Genomic DNA, 19,841 nt, shown 5'->3' on the forward strand with positions numbered 1-19,841 from the left:
TGCTTACACCCCTGCCGGTACTTGCTTGTGCCAGTCGGTCGCGCGCTGGAACGCGTCGGCGACCTGCAGCATCCGGGCTTCGTTGAAATAGTTGCCGATGATCTGCAGGCCGACCGGGCGCTTCGCGTTCGCACCCGCGCCGAAGCCGCACGGCACGCTCATGCCGGGCAGGCCCGCGAGGCTCACCGACAGCGTGTAGATATCCGCGAGATACATCTGCACCGGATCGTCGCCCTTCGCGCCGAGATCCCATGCGACCGTCGGCGACGCCGGGCCCATGATCACGTCGCAGGACTTGAACGCTTCCTGGAAATCGTTCGCGATGATGCGGCGGATCTTCTGCGCCTGCAGGTAGTACGCGTCGTAGTAGCCGTGCGACAGCACGTACGTGCCGACCAGGATCCGGCGCTTCACCTCCGGCCCGAAGCCTTCGGCACGCGACTTCTTGTACATGTCGAGCAGGTCGCCGTACTGCGCGGCGCGGTGGCCGAAACGCACGCCGTCGAAACGCGACAGGTTCGACGATGCTTCCGCCGGCGCGATCACGTAGTACACGGGGATCGACAGTTCCGTCTTCGGCAGCGACACCGGCACGAGCGTCGCGCCGAGCGCCTCATATTGCTTGAGCGCCGCGTCGATCGTCGCGCGCACGTCGTCGGCGAGGCCCGCGCCGAAATACTCGTTCGGCAAACCGATGCGCAGGCCCGCGAGCGGCTTGCCCGCGTCGTTGCCGGCCGCCCACGGCTGGCCGAGGTGGCGCGTGAAGTCTTCGTCGTCGCGCTCGAGGCTCGTCGAGTCGCGCTCGTCGAAGCCGACCATCGCGTTCAGCAGCAGCGCGCAATCGGACGCGCTCTGCGCCATCGGGCCGCCCTGGTCGAGCGACGACGCGAACGCGATCATCCCGTAGCGCGACACGCGGCCGTAGGTCGGCTTGATGCCCGTCACGCCCGCGAACGACGCGGGCTGGCGGATCGAGCCGCCGGTGTCGGTGCCGGTCGCGGCCGGCGCGAGGCGCGCGGCGACGGCGGCCGAGCTGCCGCCCGAGCTGCCGCCCGGCACCGCGTTCGTGTCCCACGGGTTCTTCACCGCGCCGAACGCCGAATTCTCGTTGGACGAGCCCATCGCGAACTCGTCCATGTTGGTCTTGCCGAGCGTGACCATGCCGGCCGCCTGCAGGCGGGCGACGACGGTCGCGTCGAACGGGCTCTCGTAGTTCGCGAGCATCTTCGAGCCGGCGGTCGAGCGCCAGCCGCGCGTGACGAACACGTCCTTGTGCGCGATCGGCAGGCCGGTCAGCGCGCCGCCCGCGCCGCGCGCGAGCTCCGCGTCGGCGGCTTTCGCCTGCGCGAGGGTGAGGTCGGCGTCGACGTGGACGAACGCGTTCAGGTCGCGCGCGGCGTCGATCCGTTTCAGATAGTGCTGCGCGAGCTCGACGGCCGAGCATTCCTTGGCGGCGAGCGCGGCGCGCAGTTCGGTCAGGCTTTTTGCGTGCATTGAGTGGTTTTCCTGGGAATTCTGGGTGGCGCGCGGCGCTGGACGGCCGGCGCGCTTGTCATCGAATGCTTACTCGATCACCTTCGGCACGAGATAGAGGCCGTCCTGGACGGCCGGCGCCGGACGCTGGTTGTCGTCGCGATCGACGACTTCCGTCACGGCGTCGTCGCGCAGGCGCTGCGCGACTTCCTGGATCTGTTCGATCGGGTGGGCGAGCGGCGCGATGCCGGCGGTGTCGACCGCCTGCATCTGTTCGACGAGGCCGAAGAATTCATTGAGCTGGCCGAGCATGTGCTCGGCGTCGGCGTCGGCCATTTCGAGTCGCGCCAGGTGCGCGATGCGTTTCACATCGGTCAGGGTCAGGGCCATGCGATCACCGGAAAAACAAGGCTGCGCAGCGCATCGACAGCAGCACTGCGGCGGGGGGTTGGAGGGTGCGATCCCACCCTCAAAAATCGGGGCCGAAGCGGCAAAAATACCGCCCGTTTCGATTCAAATACCGAGAAATTATAAGGTATCATTACGCGTTCGACCCAAACCCGGCAGCCTTTTCCCGCACCGTTTCGCCTTGTTCCGGCAAGCCGTGCGTGCTTCGTGCGATCCCCGGTAGACATCACTCGCAGCTTCGTGCGCCGCGGCGGCCGCTTCCGCCACGCTTCCCGAGGCTGTTATTTTTTCCGCTGCCGCCCTCAGCGCTCGCTATGCAGGGCCGGCCCAGAGCGAAACAGGATTCTGAATGTTCGGTTTTTTGCGCAGCTACTTCTCCAACGATCTCGCGATCGACCTCGGCACCGCAAACACCCTGATCTACATGCGCGGCAAGGGCATCGTGCTCGATGAGCCGTCCGTCGTGTCGATCCGCCAGGAAGGCGGCCCCAACGGCAAGAAGACGATCCAGGCGGTCGGCAAGGAAGCCAAGCAGATGCTCGGCAAGGTGCCGGGCAACATCGAGGCGATCCGCCCGATGAAGGACGGCGTGATCGCCGACTTCACCGTCACCGAGCAGATGATCAAGCAGTTCATCAAGACGGCCCACGAGTCGCGCATGTTCTCGCCGTCGCCGCGCATCATCATCTGCGTGCCGTGCGGCTCGACCCAGGTCGAGCGCCGCGCGATCAAGGAAGCGGCGCACGGCGCCGGCGCATCGCAGGTCTACCTGATCGAGGAGCCGATGGCGGCCGCGATCGGCGCGGGCCTGCCGGTGTCGGAAGCCACCGGCTCGATGGTCGTCGACATCGGCGGCGGCACGACCGAAGTCGGCGTGATCTCGCTCGGCGGCATCGTCTACAAAGGCTCGGTGCGCGTCGGCGGCGACAAGTTCGACGAGGCGATCGTCAACTACATCCGCCGCAACTACGGGATGCTGATCGGCGAGCAAACGGCCGAGGCGATCAAGAAGGAAATCGGCTCCGCGTTCCCGGGCTCCGAAGTCAAGGAAATGGAAGTGAAGGGCCGCAACCTGTCGGAAGGCATCCCGCGCAGCTTCACGATCTCCAGCAACGAAATCCTCGAAGCGCTGACCGATCCGCTGAACCAGATCGTGTCGTCGGTGAAGATCGCGCTCGAACAGACGCCGCCGGAACTCGGCGCCGACATCGCCGAACGCGGGATGATGCTGACGGGCGGCGGCGCGCTGCTGCGCGACCTCGATCGCCTGCTCGCGGAAGAAACCGGCCTGCCGGTGCTCGTCGCCGAAGATCCGCTCACCTGCGTCGTACGCGGTTCGGGCATGGCGCTCGAGCGCATGGACAAGCTGGGCAGCATCTTCTCGTACGAGTGATCGCCGAGTGATCGCCTAAGCAGTCCCGTTTGATATGACGCACCCGCGGCGTGGCCGGATCGCTCGTTCAGAACGAACCGCCGCGCCGTTTGCGCGTCTGAGCATTATTTAACCGATCACACGCGCCCGGCGCCGACCATGGAATACAGTCCGCCGCCCCTCTTCAAGCAAGGTCCGCCCGCGCTCGCGCGGCTCATCTTCTTCGTCGCCCTCGCCATCGCGCTCCTCGTGTCGGACGCGCGCTTCAGCACGCTCGAAATCGTGCGCGGCGTGCTCGGCACCGTGCTCTACCCGCTGCAACGCGCGGCGCTCGTGCCGCGCGACCTGTTCATGGGCGCGGCCGACATCGCCGTCACCGGCGCGTCGCTGCGCCACGAGAACGACGACCTCCGCAAGCGCAACCTGCAACTGTCCACGCAGGCCAACCAGGCCGCCGTGCTCACGCAGGAAAACGCGCACCTGCGCGCGGTGCTCGAGCTGCGCCAGCACATCGCGACGCAATCGACGCCGGTCGAGATCCAGTACGACACGAGCGACCCGTTCACGCAGAAGATCGTGATCGGGCAAGGCTCGCAGCAAGGCATCCAGGACGGCTCGCCCGTCGTCAGCGAGGACGGCGTGGTCGGCCAGGTCACGCGCGTGTTCCCGCTGCAATCCGAAGTCACGCTGGTCACCGACCGCGATCTCGCGATTCCCGTGCAGGTGCTGCGCACCGGCCTGCGCAGCGTGATCTACGGCACGCCGAAGGGCGATTCGCTCGACCTGCGCTTCGTGCCGACGAGCGCGGATCTCGTCGCCGGCGACGAGCTCGTCACGAGCGGCCTCGACGGCGTCTATCCGCCCGGCCTGCCGGTCGCGAAGGTCGCGCGCGTCGACAAGCTCGCCGATACCGCGTTCGCCCGCGTGACCTGCGCGCCGGTCGCGGCCGTGCGCGGCGCGCGCCAGATGCTCGTGCTGCATTACCGCAACGACATCCCGCCGCGCCCGGCCGAGCCCGATCCCGCCACCGACAAGAACGCGAAGGGCAAGAAGGGCGCGAAAGCCGCCGCGAAGGGCGACAAGGCCGAGAAAGCCGACAAGGCCGACGCGAACGCGAAGCCGGCCGCCGCGGCCCCGCCCGGCGCGAAGCCGGCGCCCGCGGCCCCCGCCGCGCCGGCCCAGCCCGCCGCCGCGCCCGCGAAGCCCGCGGCCGGGCAATCAGGAGCCCAGCGATGAACCGCCCGCAATACATCCTGCAGCCGGTCAATCCGTACTTCATCGTCTTCAGCCTCGCCGCCGCGTTCCTGCTGAACCTGATGCCGTGGGGCCGCCTGCCCGGCGTGCCCGACTTCGTCGCGCTCGTGCTGCTGTTCTGGAACGTCCACCAGCCGCGCAAGGTCGGGATGGGCGTCGCGTTCGCGCTCGGCATCCTGATGGACGTGCATGACGCGGGACTGCTCGGCGAGCACGCGCTCGCCTATACGCTGCTGTCGTACGGCGCGATCACGATCCACCGCCGCGTGCTGTGGATGCCGATCGGCGTGCAGGTGCTGTACGTCACGCCGCTGCTGGTCGCCGCGCAGCTCGTGCCGTTCGTGATCCGCCTGCTGATGGGCGCCGCGTTCCCCGGCTGGCGCTACCTCGTCGACGGTTTCGTCGAAGCCGCGCTGTGGCCGATCGCGAGCCACCTGCTGCTGATGCCGCAACGCCGCCCGGTCGACCCGGACGATACGCGCCCGATCTGAGCCGGACCGACCTTGAATACCCGCCGCCCCCACGCCCGCCGCGCGCCGCGCTCCGGGGCGGCACCTCGCCCGCGCCCGCGCGCGGGCCAGATTGCCCTTAAATGACCGAATTCAACGACACCCAACAGCAGCTCTCGAGGTTCCGCCTGCGCGTCGCGGCGGCGGGCGTGTTCGTGTTCGTCTGCTTCGGGCTGCTCGCGAGCCGCTTCTTCTACCTGCAGCTGATGCAGCACGGCAAATACGCGCTGCAGGCCGAGGAAAACCGCATCTCGGTCGCGCCGATCGTGCCGAACCGCGGGATCATCACCGACCGCAACGGCGTGATCCTCGCGAAGAACTACTCGGCGTACACGCTCGAGATCACGCCGTCGAAGCTCGATGACACGCTCGACAACACGATCGACAAGCTGTCCGAGATCATCCCGATCGACGCCCGCGACCGCCGCCGCTTCAAGAAGCTGCAGGAAGACTCGAAGAACTTCGAGAGCCTGCCGATCCGCACGCGGCTCACCGACGCCGAAGTCGCGCGCTTCACCGCGCAGCGTTTCCGCTTCCCCGGCGTCGACGTGCGCGCGCGGCTGTTCCGCCAGTACCCGCTCGGCATGACGGCCGCGCACGTGATCGGCTATATCGGCCGGATCTCGAAGCGCGACCAGGATCGCATCGACGCGATGAGCGACGACAACGACAGCGACCAGGAACACTACGATCCGCGCCGCGACGCGAACAACTACAAGGGCACCGACTACATCGGCAAGATCGGCGTCGAACAGAGCTACGAAACCGAGCTGCACGGGCTGACCGGCTTCGAGGAAGTCGAGGTGACGGCCGGCGGCCGGCCGGTGCGCACGCTGTCGCGCACGCAGGCGACACCCGGCAACAACCTCGTGCTGTCGCTCGACATCGGGCTGCAGCAGGTCGCCGAGCAGGCGTTCGCCGGCAAGCGCGGCGCGCTCGTCGCGATCGAGCCGAAGACGGGCGACGTGCTCGCGTTCGTGTCGTCGCCGAGCTTCGACCCGAACTCGTTCGTCGACGGCATCGACCAGCAGACCTGGGACGAGCTGAACAACTCGCCCGACAAGCCGCTGCTGAACCGCCCGCTGCACGGCACCTACCCGCCCGGCTCGACGTACAAGCCGTTCATGGCGCTCGCGGGCCTGACGCTCGGCAAGCGCACGCCGGGCTGGGGCTTCCAGGATCCCGGCTACTTCACGTTCGGCGGCCACACGTTCCGCAACGACGTGCGCTCGGGCCAGGGCTGGGTCGACATGAACAAGGCGATCATGGTGTCGAACGACACCTACTTCTACATGCTCGCGCGCGACCTCGGCGTGAACGCGATCGCGAACTTCATGAAGCCGTTCGGTTTCGGCCAGATCACCGGCATCGACATCCAGGGTGAGGCGCGCGGGATCCTGCCGTCGACCGACTGGAAGAAGAAGGCGTTCAAGAAGGCCGCCCAGCAGAAGTGGTTCGACGGCGAGACGATCAGCCTCGGGATCGGCCAGGGCTACAACTCGTTCACGATCCTGCAGCTCGCGCACGCCACGGCAACGCTCGCGAACAACGGCGTCGTGATGAAGCCCCACCTCGTGAAGGAAGTCGAGGATCCGATCTCGCGGGCGCGCCACCTGACCGTGCCGAAGGAAAGCGAGGTGATCCCGCTGAAGGCGGCCGACATCGACGTCGTGAAGCGCGGGATGGAGAACGTGATCGAAAACCCGTCCGGGACCGCGTACAAGGTGTTCCGCGGCGTGCCGTACCTCGCGGCCGGCAAGACCGGTACCGCGCAGGTGTTCTCGCTGCAGGGCTCGAACTACAAGGGCCATCTGCTCGCCGAACACCTGCGCGACCACGCGCTGTTCATCGCGTACGCACCGGTCGACCATCCGCAGATCGCCATCGCGCTGGTCGTCGAGAACGGCGGCTGGGGTGCGCAGGCCGCCGGCCCGATCGCACGCCGCGTGCTCGACTACTACCTGGTCGAGCGCCAGAACCCGAAGAACGAGGCGGCGGCCGTGGCCGCCGCGGCGTCGGCGACCGAGCCGGTGAGCGCGCCCGTGGTCGGCGACACGTCGAAACCGGCCACGATCGCGGCCGGCTTCACCGCGCTGCCGCCGCCGGTCGTGCCGTCGGCGGCCAGCGCGGCCGACGCGGCATCGGCCGCATCGAGTGCTTCGGGCGCCTCGGGCGCGGCGGATGCCAGCGCCACGGCGCCGGCCGACGCGAGCGCCGCGGCGCCGAGGGCCGCGAGCCTGCCGCCGATCCGGCGCCCGCACCGGCCGCGCCGGCCCGCCAGCGACGCGCAGCCGGTCGTCGCCACGCCGCGGGACGACAACCACCGTGCGACGGCCCCCGCGAAAGCGGCAGACGCCGGCACCGCTCATTAACGGAGAAAGGCATGCAATTCGACAAGCGCGCCTGGCTCGACAAGATCAAGCAGATGTTCGCGGGCTTCGACCGCCCGCTCGCCCTCATCGTGTTCCTGCTGCTGTGCGTCGGCATCGTCACGCTGTACAGCGCGTCGATCGACATGCCGGGCCGCGTCGAGGACCAGTTGCGCAACATCCTGCTGACGTTCGTGCTGATGTGGGTGATCGCCAACATCCCGCCGACCACGCTGATGCGCTTCGCGGTCCCGCTCTACACGTTCGGGGTCGCACTGCTGATTGCGGTGGCGCTGTTCGGGATGACCAAGAAGGGCGCGAAGCGCTGGCTGAACGTCGGCGTCGTGATCCAGCCGTCGGAAATCCTGAAGATCGCGACGCCGCTGATGCTCGCGTGGTACTACCAGCGCCGCGAAGGCGGCGTGCGCTGGTACGACTTCGTCGCCGCGTTCGGGATTCTGATGGTGCCGGTCGGGCTGATCGCGAAGCAGCCCGACCTCGGCACCGGCCTGCTCGTGTTCGCGGCCGGCCTCTTCGTGATCTACCTCGCCGGCCTGTCGTTCAAGCTGATCGTGCCGGTGCTCGTCGCGGGCGTGATCGCGGTCGGCTCGATCGCCGTGTTCGAGGAACGCATCTGCCAGCCCGAAGTACAGTGGCCGCTGATGCACGACTACCAGAAGCATCGCGTGTGCACGCTGCTCGACCCAACGTCCGACCCGCTCGGCAAGGGCTTCCACACGATCCAGGCCGTGATCGCGATCGGCTCGGGCGGCGTGCTCGGCAAGGGCTACCTGAAAGGCACGCAGGCGCACCTCGAATTCATTCCGGAAAAGCACACCGACTTCATCTTCGCGGTGTTCTCGGAGGAATGGGGGCTCGCCGGCGGGCTCGTGCTGCTGACGTTGTACATGGCGCTGATCGCGCGCGGGCTCTACATCGCCGCGCAGGGCGCGACGCTGTTCGGCCGGCTGCTCGCGGGCTCGCTCACGCTCGCGTTCTTCGTCTATGCGTTCGTCAACATCGGGATGGTGAGCGGCGTGCTGCCGGTCGTCGGCGTGCCGCTGCCGTTCATGAGTTACGGCGGCACCGCGCTCACGACGCTCGGCATCGCGATCGGGATGATCATGAGCGTCGGGCGGCAGCGGCGGCTGATGAAGAGCTGAGCGCGCGGCCTGCACCGCGGCACACGAAAACGGCGCCCCGGCGCCGTTTCTTCATTGAGCGAGGGCCGCCTACTGCGGCGGCGCGTGCGGCTTGCCCGGCTCCGCGCCGGCGCCCGATGCCGGCGTCGGCGCCTTCAGCCGCGCGCTCAATTCCTTGAATTTCAGCCCGGCCGTCTCGTCTCCCTGCGCGGCCGCCGCCGCGTAATACGCGCGCGCGATGTTCAGGTTCTGCGCGACGCCGTCGCCGCCGCGCTCGTAGAACGACGCGGTCACGTACTGCGCGATGGGCTCGCCCGCGTCGGCGGCCTGCTTGTACCACATGAACGCCTGCCGGTTGTCGCGCGGCGTGCCGCGCCCGTCGAGGAACTGGTTCGCGAGCGACAGCTCGGCCTGCACGTGCCCTTGCTTCGCGGCCCGCAGGAACCAGCGATGCGCTTCGGTCGGGTTGCGCGCGACGAACTCGCCATCGTCGAACATCCGGCCGTACACGTACTGCGCATGCGACATGTTCGCCTCCGCCGCGCGCTTCAGCCAGCGCAGTCCTTCGTCGACGTTCGCCGTCACGCCTTCGCCCGTCAGCAGCATCATCGCGTAGTTGAACTGCGCGAGGCGATCGCCGCGCTCGGCCGCATCGTGGAATTGCACGAGCGCCGCGCGATAGTCGCCGGCGTTGTAGTCGGCGACCGCCGATTGCGTCTCGTGCGACGGATCGGGCTTCGCTTGCGGCGCGCCCTGCGCGGCGGCCGCCGCCCACACGGCCCACAGGCCGACCATCGCCCCGATCCGCGCGCGCCTGCGGCCCGCAGCGTCTGCCCCGTTCATGACCGTACCTCCTGCAACGCCTGCCGCGTCGCGCGCAACAGCCAGCTCACGTCGGCCGACACCGTGATCATCCGGTAACCGGCGTCGCGATACTGGCGCGCGGCCGCCGTGTCGCCCGCGAAGATGCCGACCGCGACGCCCGCCTGCTTGCCGGCCGCGAGCACGCGCGCGATCGCGGTTTCGACGTCCGGGTGGCGGATATCGCCGAGGTGCCCGAGGCTCGCCGCGAGATCGGCCGGCCCGACGAACAGGCAATCGACGCCGGGCGTCGCCGCGATCCGCTCGACCTCGTCGACGCCGCGCGCCGATTCGACCTGCACGATCACCGCGACTTGCGCGTTCGCCGTCTGCAGGTAGTCGCGGCGCATGCCGAACGCCGCCGCGCGCACCATGCCGGCCACGCCGCGCAGCCCGTCGGGCGTGTCGGGCGACGGAAAGCGCGTGAGGCGCACCGCGTGCGCGGCGTCGTCGGGTGTCTCGATACACGGGAACATCAGCGTGCGCGCGCCGGCGTCGAGCGCGCGCTTCACGAGCCACGGCTCGCGCGCCGGCACGCGCACGACCGGCTCGCTCGGCAGGTGCGCCGCGGCGATCGCGCGCAGTTGCGACGCCACGTCGCGACTGTCGTTCGGCGCATGCTCCATGTCGATGCAGAGCCAGTCGTAGCCGGCATGCGCGAGCGCTTCCGCGGCCGAGTCGCTGCCGAGCGACAGCCACAGGCCGTACAGCGGCTCGTCACCGTCGCGCAGGCGTTGTTTGAGGGAATTGGTGAGCGTGCTCATCGATACGGCCTCCGGAACGGAACGGCAATCGAACGGGACAAGCAACAGGCGAAGCGGAAAGCGGAATACACGCCGCCGGGCAACCGAAGCACGGTGGCGGCGGCAGATCGCGCGCCGGAGAACGTGAGTCGGCCCGGGACGGCCGATCTGACAGCCCGGGCCGCGCGATGGCTCACGCGAGCGTTTTTCGGTGCCGCACGACGATCATAGCGCGGCGGGTGCTCGATGCGGGAACAGACGGGGGAAGCCGTGCCGGCGCGGGACGGCGGGAGGCGACACCGCTAGGCGCGGTGACAAGCAGCCCGCGCCGGACGGCGGGGCTGCCGGGGCAGGCAGGCTCAGCGGCCGGGCTGGCGCTCGACGTCGGCCCAGCAGTTCGGCGTTTCGTACAGCCGCACGCGCTCGAGGCGCAGGTTCACGCCGTAGTGCGCGTCGTACACGTTCGCGAGGAGGTCGAACGCGATCGCCGCGAGGTTCTCGACGGTCGGGATCCGGTCGATCACGACGGTCTTGTGGTCGGCCATCTGCTCGAGGAACGAGCGCACGACGTCGTCGCGCGCATAGACCAGGAACGCGTGGTCCCACTTGCTGACGAGGTGCTCCATCGCGAGCGCCTTCACGTCGGCGAAATCCATCACCATGCCGCGGTCGGGCGCGCCCTCGGTATCGACGAGATCGCCGCGCAGCGTGATTTCGAGCACGTAGCGATGACCGTGCAGGTTCCTGCACTGGCTGCGGTGATCGGGAATGCGGTGGCCCGCGTCGAATTCGAGTTTTCGGGTAATCAGCACGATGTCAAAAGCCGTGGCTCAGGGAATGTTCAGATATTTGTGGGTCTGCATCGACAGCCGCCACTGCGGATGACGCTTGCACCAGTCGATCGCGAGCTTCGTGTTGAGGTCGCGCGACGGGCCGTCCATCGGCTGCACGAGAAAATACTCGAAATCGAGCTTCGCGTAGTCGGCGAGCCGCTGGTTGTCCTGCGGCACGACGACCTTCAGTTCGTTGCCCTTCGTGACGACGAGCGGCGCATCGGCCTTCGGGCTCACGCAGATCCAGTCGATCGTGTCGAGCACCGGCAGCGAACCGTTGGTCTCGATCGCGATCTCGAAGCCGGCCGCATGCAGCGCGTCGACGAGCGGCTGGTCGAGCTGCAGCATCGGCTCGCCGCCCGTACAGACGACGAAGCGGTGCGCCTCGCCGTCCGGCCACAGGCCGGCGATCGTCGCGACGAGCGCGGCGGCGTCCTTGAACTTGCCGCCGTTCTCGCCGTCGGTGCCGACGAAGTCCGTATCGCAGAAGCGGCACACGGCCTCCGCCCGATCCTCTTCGCGGCCCGACCACAGGTTGCAGCCGGCGAACCGGCAGAACACGGCCGGCCGGCCCGCGTTCGCGCCCTCGCCCTGCAACGTGTAGAAAATTTCCTTGACCGCGTAAGTCATCGTGCTTCGTCCGGCTCGCGCCGCTCGTTGTCGATCAGAATCCGTTGTCCATCAAGCGCTGCCCGCGCGAGCCGCGTCACAGCGGCGCTTCGGTCACCCGCTCGCCCTTCAGGTAAGCCTCGTAGCCGCGCTTGCGCAGCTTGCAGGCCGGGCATTCGCCGCAGCCGAAGCCCCAGTCGTGCAGCTCCGCGCGCTCGCCCACGTAGCACGTGTGCGTCTCGACGCGGATCAGTTCGACGAGCGCGTCGCCGCCGAGCTGTTCGGCGAGCTGCCAGGTCTGCGCCTTGTCGAGCCACATCAGCGGCGTCTCGAGCACGATGCGCGTGTCCATCCCGAGATTCAGCGCGACCTGCAGCGCCTTCATCGTGTCGTCGCGGCAGTCGGGATAGCCCGAAAAATCGGTTTCGCACATCCCGCCGACCAGCACGCGCAGCCCGCGGCGATAGGCGATCGCCGCGGCGATCGTCATGAACATCAGGTTGCGGCCCGGCACGAACGTGTTCGGCAGGCCGTTGGCCGTCGTCTCGATCTCGATCGTGCGCGTCATCGCGGTATCGCTGATCGCACCGAGCACCGACAGGTCGATCATGTGATCGTCGCCGAGCCGGTCCGACCACGCCGGAAACCTGTGCTTCAGCGCTTCGCGCACGCCTTCGCGGCACTCGAGTTCGACGCGATGACGCTGGCCGTAATCGAAGCCGAGCGTCTCGACCGTCTGGTAGCGTTCGAGGGCCCATGCCACGCACGTGGCGGAATCCTGCCCGCCGGAAAACAACACGAGCGCGCCGTCTTTAGCGTCTGTCCGAATCACCGTGATACTCCGTGAATGTGTAGGCTCGCGTCGCACTGCGCCCCGAGGCCGGCTGCCGCCGGGCGGCCGACGCGACCGGCCTGCGCCGGCCCGACCAGTATAGGCAGCGCGGTCGGCCGCGAATGCGGCGGCGCGCTTATACCGCTCATCGGGCGGCATCGTTGCCGCGCGCCACGACAGGCGCGCCGCGGGCAGCCTGCCATGCGCATGAAGCGATGCGCTAAGTCATTGAGCGGGCACGGATTTTATCATGCCCCGGCGAATGCTGCCGGGCTCGCCGCCCACGACACGCGATACCCACCACAAACGAAAAACCCCAAGAACCTTCCGATTCTTGGGGTTTTAAATGCTGGTGGCCTGGGACGGAATCGAACCATCGACACGCGGATTTTCAATCCGCTGCTCTACCAACTGAGCTACCGGGCCAACGAAGAATGAAAGTATATCGAGCTATTCGCCCCCGAGCAAGTGCTTTCGCGAAATTTTTTACAGCGCGCCTTCGGACGGCTTCTTGCCGAGCTCGACGCCGAGTTGCTTCAACTTGCGATACAGGTGCGTGCGCTCGAGGCCCGTCTTCTCCGCGACGCGCGTCATGCTGCCGTTCTCGCGCGCGAGGTGATATTCGAAGTACGCACGCTCGAACGCATCGCGCGCCTCGCGCAACGGGATGTCGAACGGGATCGCGGCCGTCTGGCCCGCGAGGCCGAGCGCCGACGCCATGTCGTCGCCGAGCGTCGGCAGCGCCGCCGCGGACGCGACCGCCGCCGGCCCCGCGGCCTGCCCGCCGCCCGCCTTCGCCGCCGCGTTCGCGGACACCGGCGCCGCGCCGCGGGCGAGACCGTGCTCGACCGACTTCAGCAGCTTCTGCAGCGCGATCGGTTTCTCGAGGAAATCGAGCGCGCCGATCTTGGTCGCCTCGACGGCCGTATCGATCGTCGCGTGCCCGGACATCATGATCACGGGCATCGTCAGCAGCCCCTGCGCCGCCCATTCCTTGAGCAACGTGACGCCGTCGGTATCGGGCATCCAGATATCGAGCAGCACGAGATCGGGCGCCTGATTCAGCCGGTATTCCCGCGCGGCCTGCGCGTTCTCCGCCGCCTCGACGACATGTCCTTCATCGCTGAGGATCTCCGAGAGCAATTCCCGGATGCCCATTTCATCATCTACCACCAGGATGGTTGCCATTTACGCTGCCTTTGTCTGCTCACTTGCTTTTGTCTTGGCGGGAGTCGCCCCGTCCTGCGCACCCGGTTCGGCGCCTGGCGTATCGCTCGCCATCTGCAGGAACAGAATCGACACCTGCGCACCCTCGACGGTCTCGCCGTGCATGCGATTGCGCAGATCGATCCGCGCGCCGTGCTCGTCAACGATTTTCTTGACCGTGGCCAGCCCGAGCCCCGTGCCCTTCGCCTTCGTCGTCACGTAAGGCTCGAACGCGCGGGTCAGGATGCGTGCCGGAAAACCGGGCCCGTTGTCGGACACGGTCAGACGTACCGCGACGCGCGTTTTGCCCTCGGCGTCGGGGTCGCCATATTCTACTGTCTTGGTTTCGATCAACACACGCGGATGCGCGGACTCCGCAACCGAATCCTGCGCATTCTGCAGCAGGTTGTGAATCACCTGGCGCAATTGCGTCGCGTCGCCGCGAATCACCGGCAGCGACGGCGCGAGTTCGGCGACGATCGGGCTCTTGCCTTCGCCGACGCCGTACAGCCCGAGCACCTCGCTCGCCAGTTCGTTCAACTGCAGGTTCGCGAGCACCGCCGGCGGGGTGCGCGCGTATTCGCGGAAATCGTCGACCATCCGCTTCATCGCGGCCACCTGGTTCACGATCATCGTCGCGCCGCGCTTGAGCACGTCCGCATCGGGCGGGGAGAGCTTGTCCGACAGTTTCATCTGCAGCCGCTCGGCCGACAGCTGGATCGGCGTCAGCGGATTCTTGATCTCGTGCGCGAGCCGCCGCGCGACCTCGCCCCACGCGACCGAACGCTGCGCGGAAATCACGTCGGAGATGTCGTCGAACACGACGACGTAGCCGGACGTCTGCGGATCGTCGGCCTGCCCCTCGACCGTCGACACGAGCCGCGTGCCGCGCACCAGCAGCGTCAGCGGATCGGTTTCGCCCGGCACCTCGATCGCGAACTGCTGCTGCCAGTGGCCGCGATCGCCGCTGCCGCCGTCGGACGCCGCCTCGCGATCGGCGAACGCCTTGCGCACCATCGCGCCGAACCCGGCGGCCACGCCGATCCGGTCGAGCGTCGTGCCGATCAGCGAGTTGAACGGCTGCCGGAAGATCCGCTCGGCGCCGCGATTGGCCGTCGTCAGCCGGAACTGGCGGTCGAGCACGAACACGCCGGCCGTCAGGTTCGCGAGGATGCTCTCCAGATACGTCTTCGAATGCTCGAGCGCGATGCGGTTCTTCTCGACCGCGAGCCGCGCCTCGGACAACTGGCGTGTCATCGCGTTGAACGACTGCGTGAGGAAGCCGAGCTCGTCGCGCGTCTTGATCTCGCGCTTCGGCGTGTAGTCGCCTTCCGTGATCTCCTTCGTGCCCTGCGCGAGCAGGAACAGCGGCCGCGCGAGCTGCTGGCCGAGCGCGAGCGCGAGCATCATCGCGATGAAGGTCGCGAGGAACAGCGCGAGCGTCAGCGTGCCGATGTACATCTTGCGCAGGCCCGTGCGGCCGAGCGATTTTTCCTGGTACTCGCGGTACGCGCGCTGCACGGCGTCCGCGTTGTGCGCGAGCCCCGGCGGCACCGGCTGCGTGAGCTGCAGGAACCGCTCCGCCGGCTGCAGCAGCGACGTCGTCGCATCGGGAATCGGCCGCACGACGCGCAGCCGCAGCGGGCCCTTCGCGCCATGCGCGCGCGGGTCGCCGTCCACTTCGCCCTCGATCGCCGCATACGCGCCGTGTTCGCGCGCCTGGCTCAGCATCAGCGGCGTCGGCAGGTCGTCCGGAATCAGCGCCGCGAAATTGCCCGACGCCTGCGCGACGATGTGCAGGTCGGGCGCCGCGCCCGAGCCGCCGCGGCTCGGCTCGACGATCGTCGCGTCCTGCATGCCGAACTGGTCGCGCAGCCGCAGCAGCGTGAGCGTCGTGCCGTTCGTGTTCGCATCCACGCTCGCGAGCTGGTCGGACATCAGCCGCGCCTTCGTCTGCAGGTCGGACAGCGACGCATCGAGCATCCCGCGGCCGAGGTTCAGGCCGGCCGTCAACGCCGTCTCGACGTTCACGTCGAACCACGATTCGATACTGCGCGACACGAACTGGTACGACACGATGTAGATGATCCCGCCCGGCACCACGCCGACGAGCGCGAAGAACACCGCGAGCTTCGCGAGCAGCCGCGTGCCGAACTTGCCCTTCCTCAGGCGCACGACGATCATCCCGATCAGCCCGAGCACCACGAGCAGGAACACGAGCGCGACGACGATGTTGGTCGCGTACAGCCACGAGTAGTAGCGGTCGAAGAATTCGGTGTTCGCGCTCGCGGCCGCGAGCAGCACGAGCAGCAGCAGCGCGGTCAGCGCGACCGTCGAGACGATCACGCGGATGAGGAGGCTCTTCCCGCTGGCCGCGCGGCGTACTTTATTTAGCACGTTCGGTCACCGTGAAGTTGAAGCGCTTCCAGTCGGACCCGAGCGTCCAGTCGCGGTTGTTCACGGCATCGACCTGGAACGGCTTCGGCATCAGCGCCGTATCGAGCTGCATCCGCACCGACGCCGTGTAGGTTTCGCCCGCGCGCACCTGGTTGCGGTCGATCACGTGCCACGACGTGATGTGGCGGACCACCGCGAGCGCATCCTTCAGCGACGGGAAGCCGAGCTGCAGGCCGCCCGTCGACACGCGGTACTCGCGCGTGAGCGGCTGGAACGACAGGCGGATCGTCTGCGTGACCGCCACCGGCTGCTCGTCGAACCAGTACCAGCGCGCGCGGCTCAGCTCGAAGTCGGTCGTGAAGTAAAGCGGGATGCCCTTGTTGACGGCATCCTCGAGGTTCGGATTCAGCTCGAAGTCGAACCGCGCGTCGAGGCTCCAGCCGCTTCCGTCGGACTGGAGCGACGCGCGCTGCACGGCGATCGATTCGGCATGCGCCGGCCGGACGACGGCCAGACACAGCGTCAACGCGACCAGCAAGACGGCCGCGAGCCGAAAGGGAAAAAGGTGTTTGATCGTCACCGTTTCTGAAACCGCGCGTAGAAAAATCCGTCGTGATCGGTGTTCTGGTCGAGTGCGCCGGCGGCCGCCCGTCCCTGCACGCCGCCCGGCAGCAGTTGGCCGGGGGCGTCCAATCGTACCGCATCTTCACAGGCCGCTTCAAACCAGCGGGCCTGCAATTCGCCTTCCTCGGGGAAGATCGAACAGGTCACGTAAAGCAGTTCGCCGCCCGGCTTCACGAGCGGCCACAGCGCCGACAGGATGCGGCGCTGCTCCGCGACCAGCGCCGGGATGTCGGCCTCGCGGCGCAGCCAGCGGATGTCGGGGTGCCGCCGCACGATGCCGGACGCCGAGCACGGCACGTCGGCCAGGATGCGATCGAACGGGCGCCCGTCGTACCACGCGTCCGGCGTGCCGGCGTCACCGACACACACATTCGCTTCGAGCGACAGGCGCACGAGATTTTCACCGATCCGCGCGGCGCGCGTTGCGTCGCTCTCGAGCGCCACGACTTCCGCATCGGCGAGTTCGAGAATATGGCCCGTCTTGCCGCCGGGCGCCGCGCACGCGTCGAGCACGCGCATGCCGTCGCGCGCGCCGAGCCATTCGGCCGCGAGCTGCGCGCCGGCGTCCTGCACCGACACCACGCCGTCGGCGAAGCCCGGAATGCGTTCGACCGGCAGCGCCGACGCGAGCCGCACCGCATGCCGGCCGATCGCGGTCGCGTCGATTCCGCTCGCGCGCAGCGTGTCGAGATACGCATCGACGCTCGCGCGACGCGCATTCACGCGCAGCGTCAGCGGCCCCTGACGCTCGCCGGCCACGAGGATCGCCTGCCACGCGTCGGGCCATGCACGCTTCACCGCGTCGACCCACCACGCGCGGTAGTTCCAGCGCGCGACCGGGTCATCCTGCATCGCCGCGACCAGTGCGTCGCGCTCGCGCAGGAAACGGCGCAACACCGCGTTGACCATCCCCTTCGCGAACGCGAATTCGCGCCGCGCACCGATGACGGTGACGGCCTGGTCGACCACCGTGAACGCCGGGTACGCGGCCTCGTCCGCCGGGTCGAGCAGCAGCGCGAACGCGCCGGCGAGCACCGCGTGCACGTGCGCGGGCGGCGCCTTGCTGACGAACTTGCCGATCAGCCAATCCGCGCTGCCGAGGCGGCGCATCGTCCGGTAGGCGACGTCCTGGGTCGCGCCGCGCGCGAGCGCCTGCGCACCGGACGGAATCTGCGCGAATACCGCCGACAGCGCCGCCGGCAACGCGGTGCCGCGTCGCACCGCATCGACCGCCTGCGCGGCCGCGTCGAGCGCGAAGCCGAGCGAATCGGGCGCCAGGTGCAGCGCGGCCAGGCGCGCCGGGCGGCCGGAAGAAGTCGAAGCGGAAGAACGGGGTCGTGTCATCGGTGCGGAATCGGCAAACAAGCGCGGCAAACAGGCGCGGCAATCGGGTACGGCAAACGGCGGGATCGCAACCGCCAGATGGCCGGGCGATCCCAAACCGCGCATTGTAGCGTGCGGCCATGCCGCTCCTTTGGCCCCTTTACGGCGCGCACAAATGAAACACCCCGCAGCGCGAAGCATGCGGGGTGGCGGGGCGGCCCCGCGCGGCAACGGCCGCGCGGGTCGCGAGGGTCACTCGAAGCGGCCGGTGCGCGCCATCTCCATCAGGCGCGCGATGCGCTCCTCGGTGGCCGGGTGCGTCGAGAACAGGTTCTGCAGGCCGCCGCCGTGCAGCGGATTCATGATCATCATCTGCGCGGTGGCCGGATGCGCCTCGGCCGCCTGGAACGGGATGCCCGCCGCATAGCGATGGATCTTGTCGAGCGCGGTGGCCAGCGACTGCGGATCGCCGGAAATCTGCGCGCCGCCGCGGTCGGCCTCGAACTCGCGGGCCCGCGAAATCGCCATCTGGATCAAGGCGCCTGCGATCGGCGCGAGCAGCGCGACCGCGATACCCGCGATCGGGTTGGCCGGCCGGCCGTTCTCGTCGCGCCCGCCGAAGAACATCGCAAAGTTCGCGATCGCGGAGATCGCGCCCGCCATCGTCGCGGTGATCGTCGAGATCAGGATATCGCGGTGCTTCACGTGCGCGAGCTCGTGCGCCATCACGCCGCGCATTTCGCGCTCCGACAGCACGCGCAGGATGCCCGTCGTCGCGGCTACTGCCGCGTGCTCGGGGTTGCGGCCCGTCGCGAACGCGTTCGGCGCATCCTCGTTGATCAGGTAGACGCGCGGCATCGGCAGGTTCGCCCGCGTGGCCAGCTCGCGCACCATCCGGTAGAACTGCGGCGCCGTGTTCTCGTCGACTTCCTGCGCGTTGTACATGCGCAGCACCATCTTGTCCGAGAACCAGTACGAGAAGAAATTCATGCCGAGCGCGAACAGCAGCGCGATCGTCATGCCGCGCGAGCCGCCGATCATCCCGCCGATCACGATGAACAGGGCCGTGATCGCGGCCATCAGCATCGCCGTTTTGACCCAATTGAACATACCCACTCCTTATCCGTCAGGGGACCCGCCGCGCATCACAGCGCACGGCGGAAAATTGTAAGCGATTTGTTAGATAAGGGCTTGCCGGAAAAATTCAATCTCAGCGTTGCGAACTTGCAAGACGAAGGCCGAGGCCGACGAAAGCACTGCCGACCGTGCGGTCGAGCCACTTCCTGACGCCCGGCTTGCCGGAAAAGCGCTGCGTGACGCTGCCCGCCACCCACGCGACCAGACTCGTCCACACCGTGCTCATCGCGACGAACACCGCGCCGAGGGTCAGGAACGCCCAGGCCTTGTGCGGACTGTCGGCCGACACGAACTGCGGGAAGAACGACACGAAGAACAGCACGACCTTCGGATTCAGCACGTTGGTCCAGAAACCCTGCATGAACAACTGGCGCAGCGGCTTGGCGGCCGCGGCCTGCGCGGCTTCGGCGCCCGGCGCGGCGGCCTGCTTCGCGATGATCATCCGCACGCCGAGATAGATCAGGTACGCGGCGCCGACCAGCTTGATCACCGTAAACGCGGTTGCCGACGCGGCCAGCAGCGCGGTCAGGCCGAACGCGCAGGCGAGCGCGTGGACGCAGCAGCCGGCCGAAATGCCGAACGCCGACATCAGCCCCGCGCCGCGCCCCTGCGCGACGCTGCGGCCGACGATGTAGGCCGTATCGGGGCCGGGCGTGATGTTCAGCAGGAAAACCGCGAACACGAAGAAGCCGAAATGGGTGATGCCGAACATGAAGACCTCGAAACCGGAGAGCGCAGGGAAATTCTAC

18 protein-coding genes and 1 tRNA gene are annotated in these 19,841 nt (G+C 68.1%); 5 read left to right on the forward strand and 14 right to left on the reverse strand.

The genetic code is table 11. The features are described from left to right. Positions 1–3: 3 nt before the first annotated feature. Both gatA and gatC read right to left on the reverse strand, forming a co-directional pair. Positions 4–1,494, reverse strand: coding sequence for an Asp-tRNA(Asn)/Glu-tRNA(Gln) amidotransferase subunit GatA (gene gatA / locus HWX14_RS29805; RefSeq protein ID WP_175885880.1), 1,491 nt, complete (start codon positions 1,492–1,494; stop codon positions 4–6). Between the two features lie 69 nt (positions 1,495–1,563). Further along, positions 1,564–1,863, reverse strand: a complete 300-nt coding sequence (gene gatC / locus HWX14_RS29810) for an Asp-tRNA(Asn)/Glu-tRNA(Gln) amidotransferase subunit GatC (RefSeq protein ID WP_006485929.1) — start codon at positions 1,861–1,863, stop codon at positions 1,564–1,566. Between the two features lie 367 nt (positions 1,864–2,230). On the opposite strand from gatC, the gene HWX14_RS29815 reads away from it, so the two are divergent. The 5 genes from HWX14_RS29815 to rodA all read left to right on the forward strand — a co-directional run bounded on the left by HWX14_RS29815 (position 2,231) and on the right by rodA (position 8,548). Beyond that, positions 2,231–3,274, forward strand: coding sequence for a rod shape-determining protein (locus tag HWX14_RS29815; protein ID WP_004189550.1), 1,044 nt, complete (start codon positions 2,231–2,233; stop codon positions 3,272–3,274). 138 nt (positions 3,275–3,412) lie between these two features. Continuing rightward, the gene (mreC, locus tag HWX14_RS29820; RefSeq protein ID WP_175885881.1) at positions 3,413–4,489 is read left to right on the forward strand and encodes a rod shape-determining protein MreC; all 1,077 of its coding nucleotides are present in this window, start codon (positions 3,413–3,415) and stop codon (positions 4,487–4,489) included. Beyond that, a complete protein-coding gene (gene mreD, locus HWX14_RS29825; RefSeq protein WP_126363926.1) occupies positions 4,486–4,998 on the forward strand; it encodes a rod shape-determining protein MreD in 513 nt (170 codons plus the stop codon). Before mreC ends, mreD begins: the two co-directional genes overlap by 4 nt. Before the next feature lie 101 nt (positions 4,999–5,099). Then, entirely contained in the window at positions 5,100–7,388 is a 2,289-nt protein-coding gene (gene mrdA, locus HWX14_RS29830) for a penicillin-binding protein 2 (protein ID WP_175885882.1), read from the forward strand. A gap of 11 nt (positions 7,389–7,399) precedes the next feature. Continuing rightward, positions 7,400–8,548 carry a rod shape-determining protein RodA gene (gene rodA / locus HWX14_RS29835; protein WP_175885883.1) on the forward strand — a complete coding sequence of 383 codons (1,149 nt, stop codon included), beginning with the start codon at positions 7,400–7,402 and terminating at the stop codon, positions 8,546–8,548. A gap of 69 nt (positions 8,549–8,617) precedes the next feature. Here the strand turns inward: rodA and HWX14_RS29840 are convergent, their stop codons facing one another. The 12 genes from HWX14_RS29840 to HWX14_RS29895 all read right to left on the reverse strand — a co-directional run bounded on the left by HWX14_RS29840 (position 8,618) and on the right by HWX14_RS29895 (position 19,804). Next, positions 8,618–9,370, reverse strand: a complete 753-nt coding sequence (locus HWX14_RS29840) for a tetratricopeptide repeat protein (protein WP_175885884.1) — start codon at positions 9,368–9,370, stop codon at positions 8,618–8,620. Further along, complete coding sequence (locus HWX14_RS29845) at positions 9,367–10,152, reverse strand: HpcH/HpaI aldolase/citrate lyase family protein (RefSeq protein ID WP_175885885.1); 786 nt, start codon at positions 10,150–10,152, stop codon at positions 9,367–9,369. The genes HWX14_RS29840 and HWX14_RS29845 overlap by 4 nt, the downstream gene beginning before the upstream one ends. A 338-nt stretch (positions 10,153–10,490) precedes the next feature. Further along, entirely contained in the window at positions 10,491–10,943 is a 453-nt protein-coding gene (gene queD, locus HWX14_RS29850; protein ID WP_006477472.1) for a 6-carboxytetrahydropterin synthase QueD, read from the reverse strand. An 18-nt stretch (positions 10,944–10,961) separates the two neighbouring features. Continuing rightward, entirely contained in the window at positions 10,962–11,594 is a 633-nt protein-coding gene (gene queE, locus HWX14_RS29855) for a 7-carboxy-7-deazaguanine synthase (protein WP_050011126.1), read from the reverse strand. Between the two features lie 76 nt (positions 11,595–11,670). Then, entirely contained in the window at positions 11,671–12,405 is a 735-nt protein-coding gene (queC, locus tag HWX14_RS29860) for a 7-cyano-7-deazaguanine synthase QueC (protein ID WP_175885886.1), read from the reverse strand. Between the two features lie 350 nt (positions 12,406–12,755). Beyond that, positions 12,756–12,831: transfer RNA gene (locus tag HWX14_RS29865), tRNA-Phe, on the reverse strand. 60 nt (positions 12,832–12,891) lie between these two features. After that, entirely contained in the window at positions 12,892–13,593 is a 702-nt protein-coding gene (gene esaR / locus HWX14_RS29870; RefSeq protein ID WP_006495385.1) for a response regulator transcription factor EsaR, read from the reverse strand. Next, complete coding sequence (gene esaS, locus HWX14_RS29875; RefSeq protein ID WP_175885887.1) at positions 13,594–16,008, reverse strand: sensor histidine kinase EsaS; 2,415 nt, start codon at positions 16,006–16,008, stop codon at positions 13,594–13,596. Next, positions 15,998–16,588 carry a DUF4390 domain-containing protein gene (locus HWX14_RS29880; protein WP_006477467.1) on the reverse strand — a complete coding sequence of 197 codons (591 nt, stop codon included), beginning with the start codon at positions 16,586–16,588 and terminating at the stop codon, positions 15,998–16,000. Before HWX14_RS29880 ends, esaS begins: the two co-directional genes overlap by 11 nt. Continuing rightward, positions 16,585–17,976: a 16S rRNA (cytosine(967)-C(5))-methyltransferase RsmB gene (rsmB, locus tag HWX14_RS29885; protein WP_175885888.1), complete on the reverse strand. Its 1,392-nt coding sequence runs from the start codon at positions 17,974–17,976 to the stop codon at positions 16,585–16,587. The genes HWX14_RS29880 and rsmB overlap by 4 nt, the downstream gene beginning before the upstream one ends. A gap of 231 nt (positions 17,977–18,207) precedes the next feature. Then, positions 18,208–19,065, reverse strand: a complete 858-nt coding sequence (gene htpX, locus HWX14_RS29890; RefSeq protein ID WP_077217374.1) for a zinc metalloprotease HtpX — start codon at positions 19,063–19,065, stop codon at positions 18,208–18,210. A 100-nt stretch (positions 19,066–19,165) separates the two neighbouring features. Further along, positions 19,166–19,804, reverse strand: coding sequence for a LysE family translocator (locus HWX14_RS29895; RefSeq protein ID WP_175885889.1), 639 nt, complete (start codon positions 19,802–19,804; stop codon positions 19,166–19,168). Positions 19,805–19,841 lie beyond the last annotated feature (37 nt).

This window comes from Burkholderia sp. BCC0044, from assembly GCF_902832955.1.
Classification (GTDB): Bacteria; Pseudomonadota; Gammaproteobacteria; order Burkholderiales; family Burkholderiaceae; genus Burkholderia.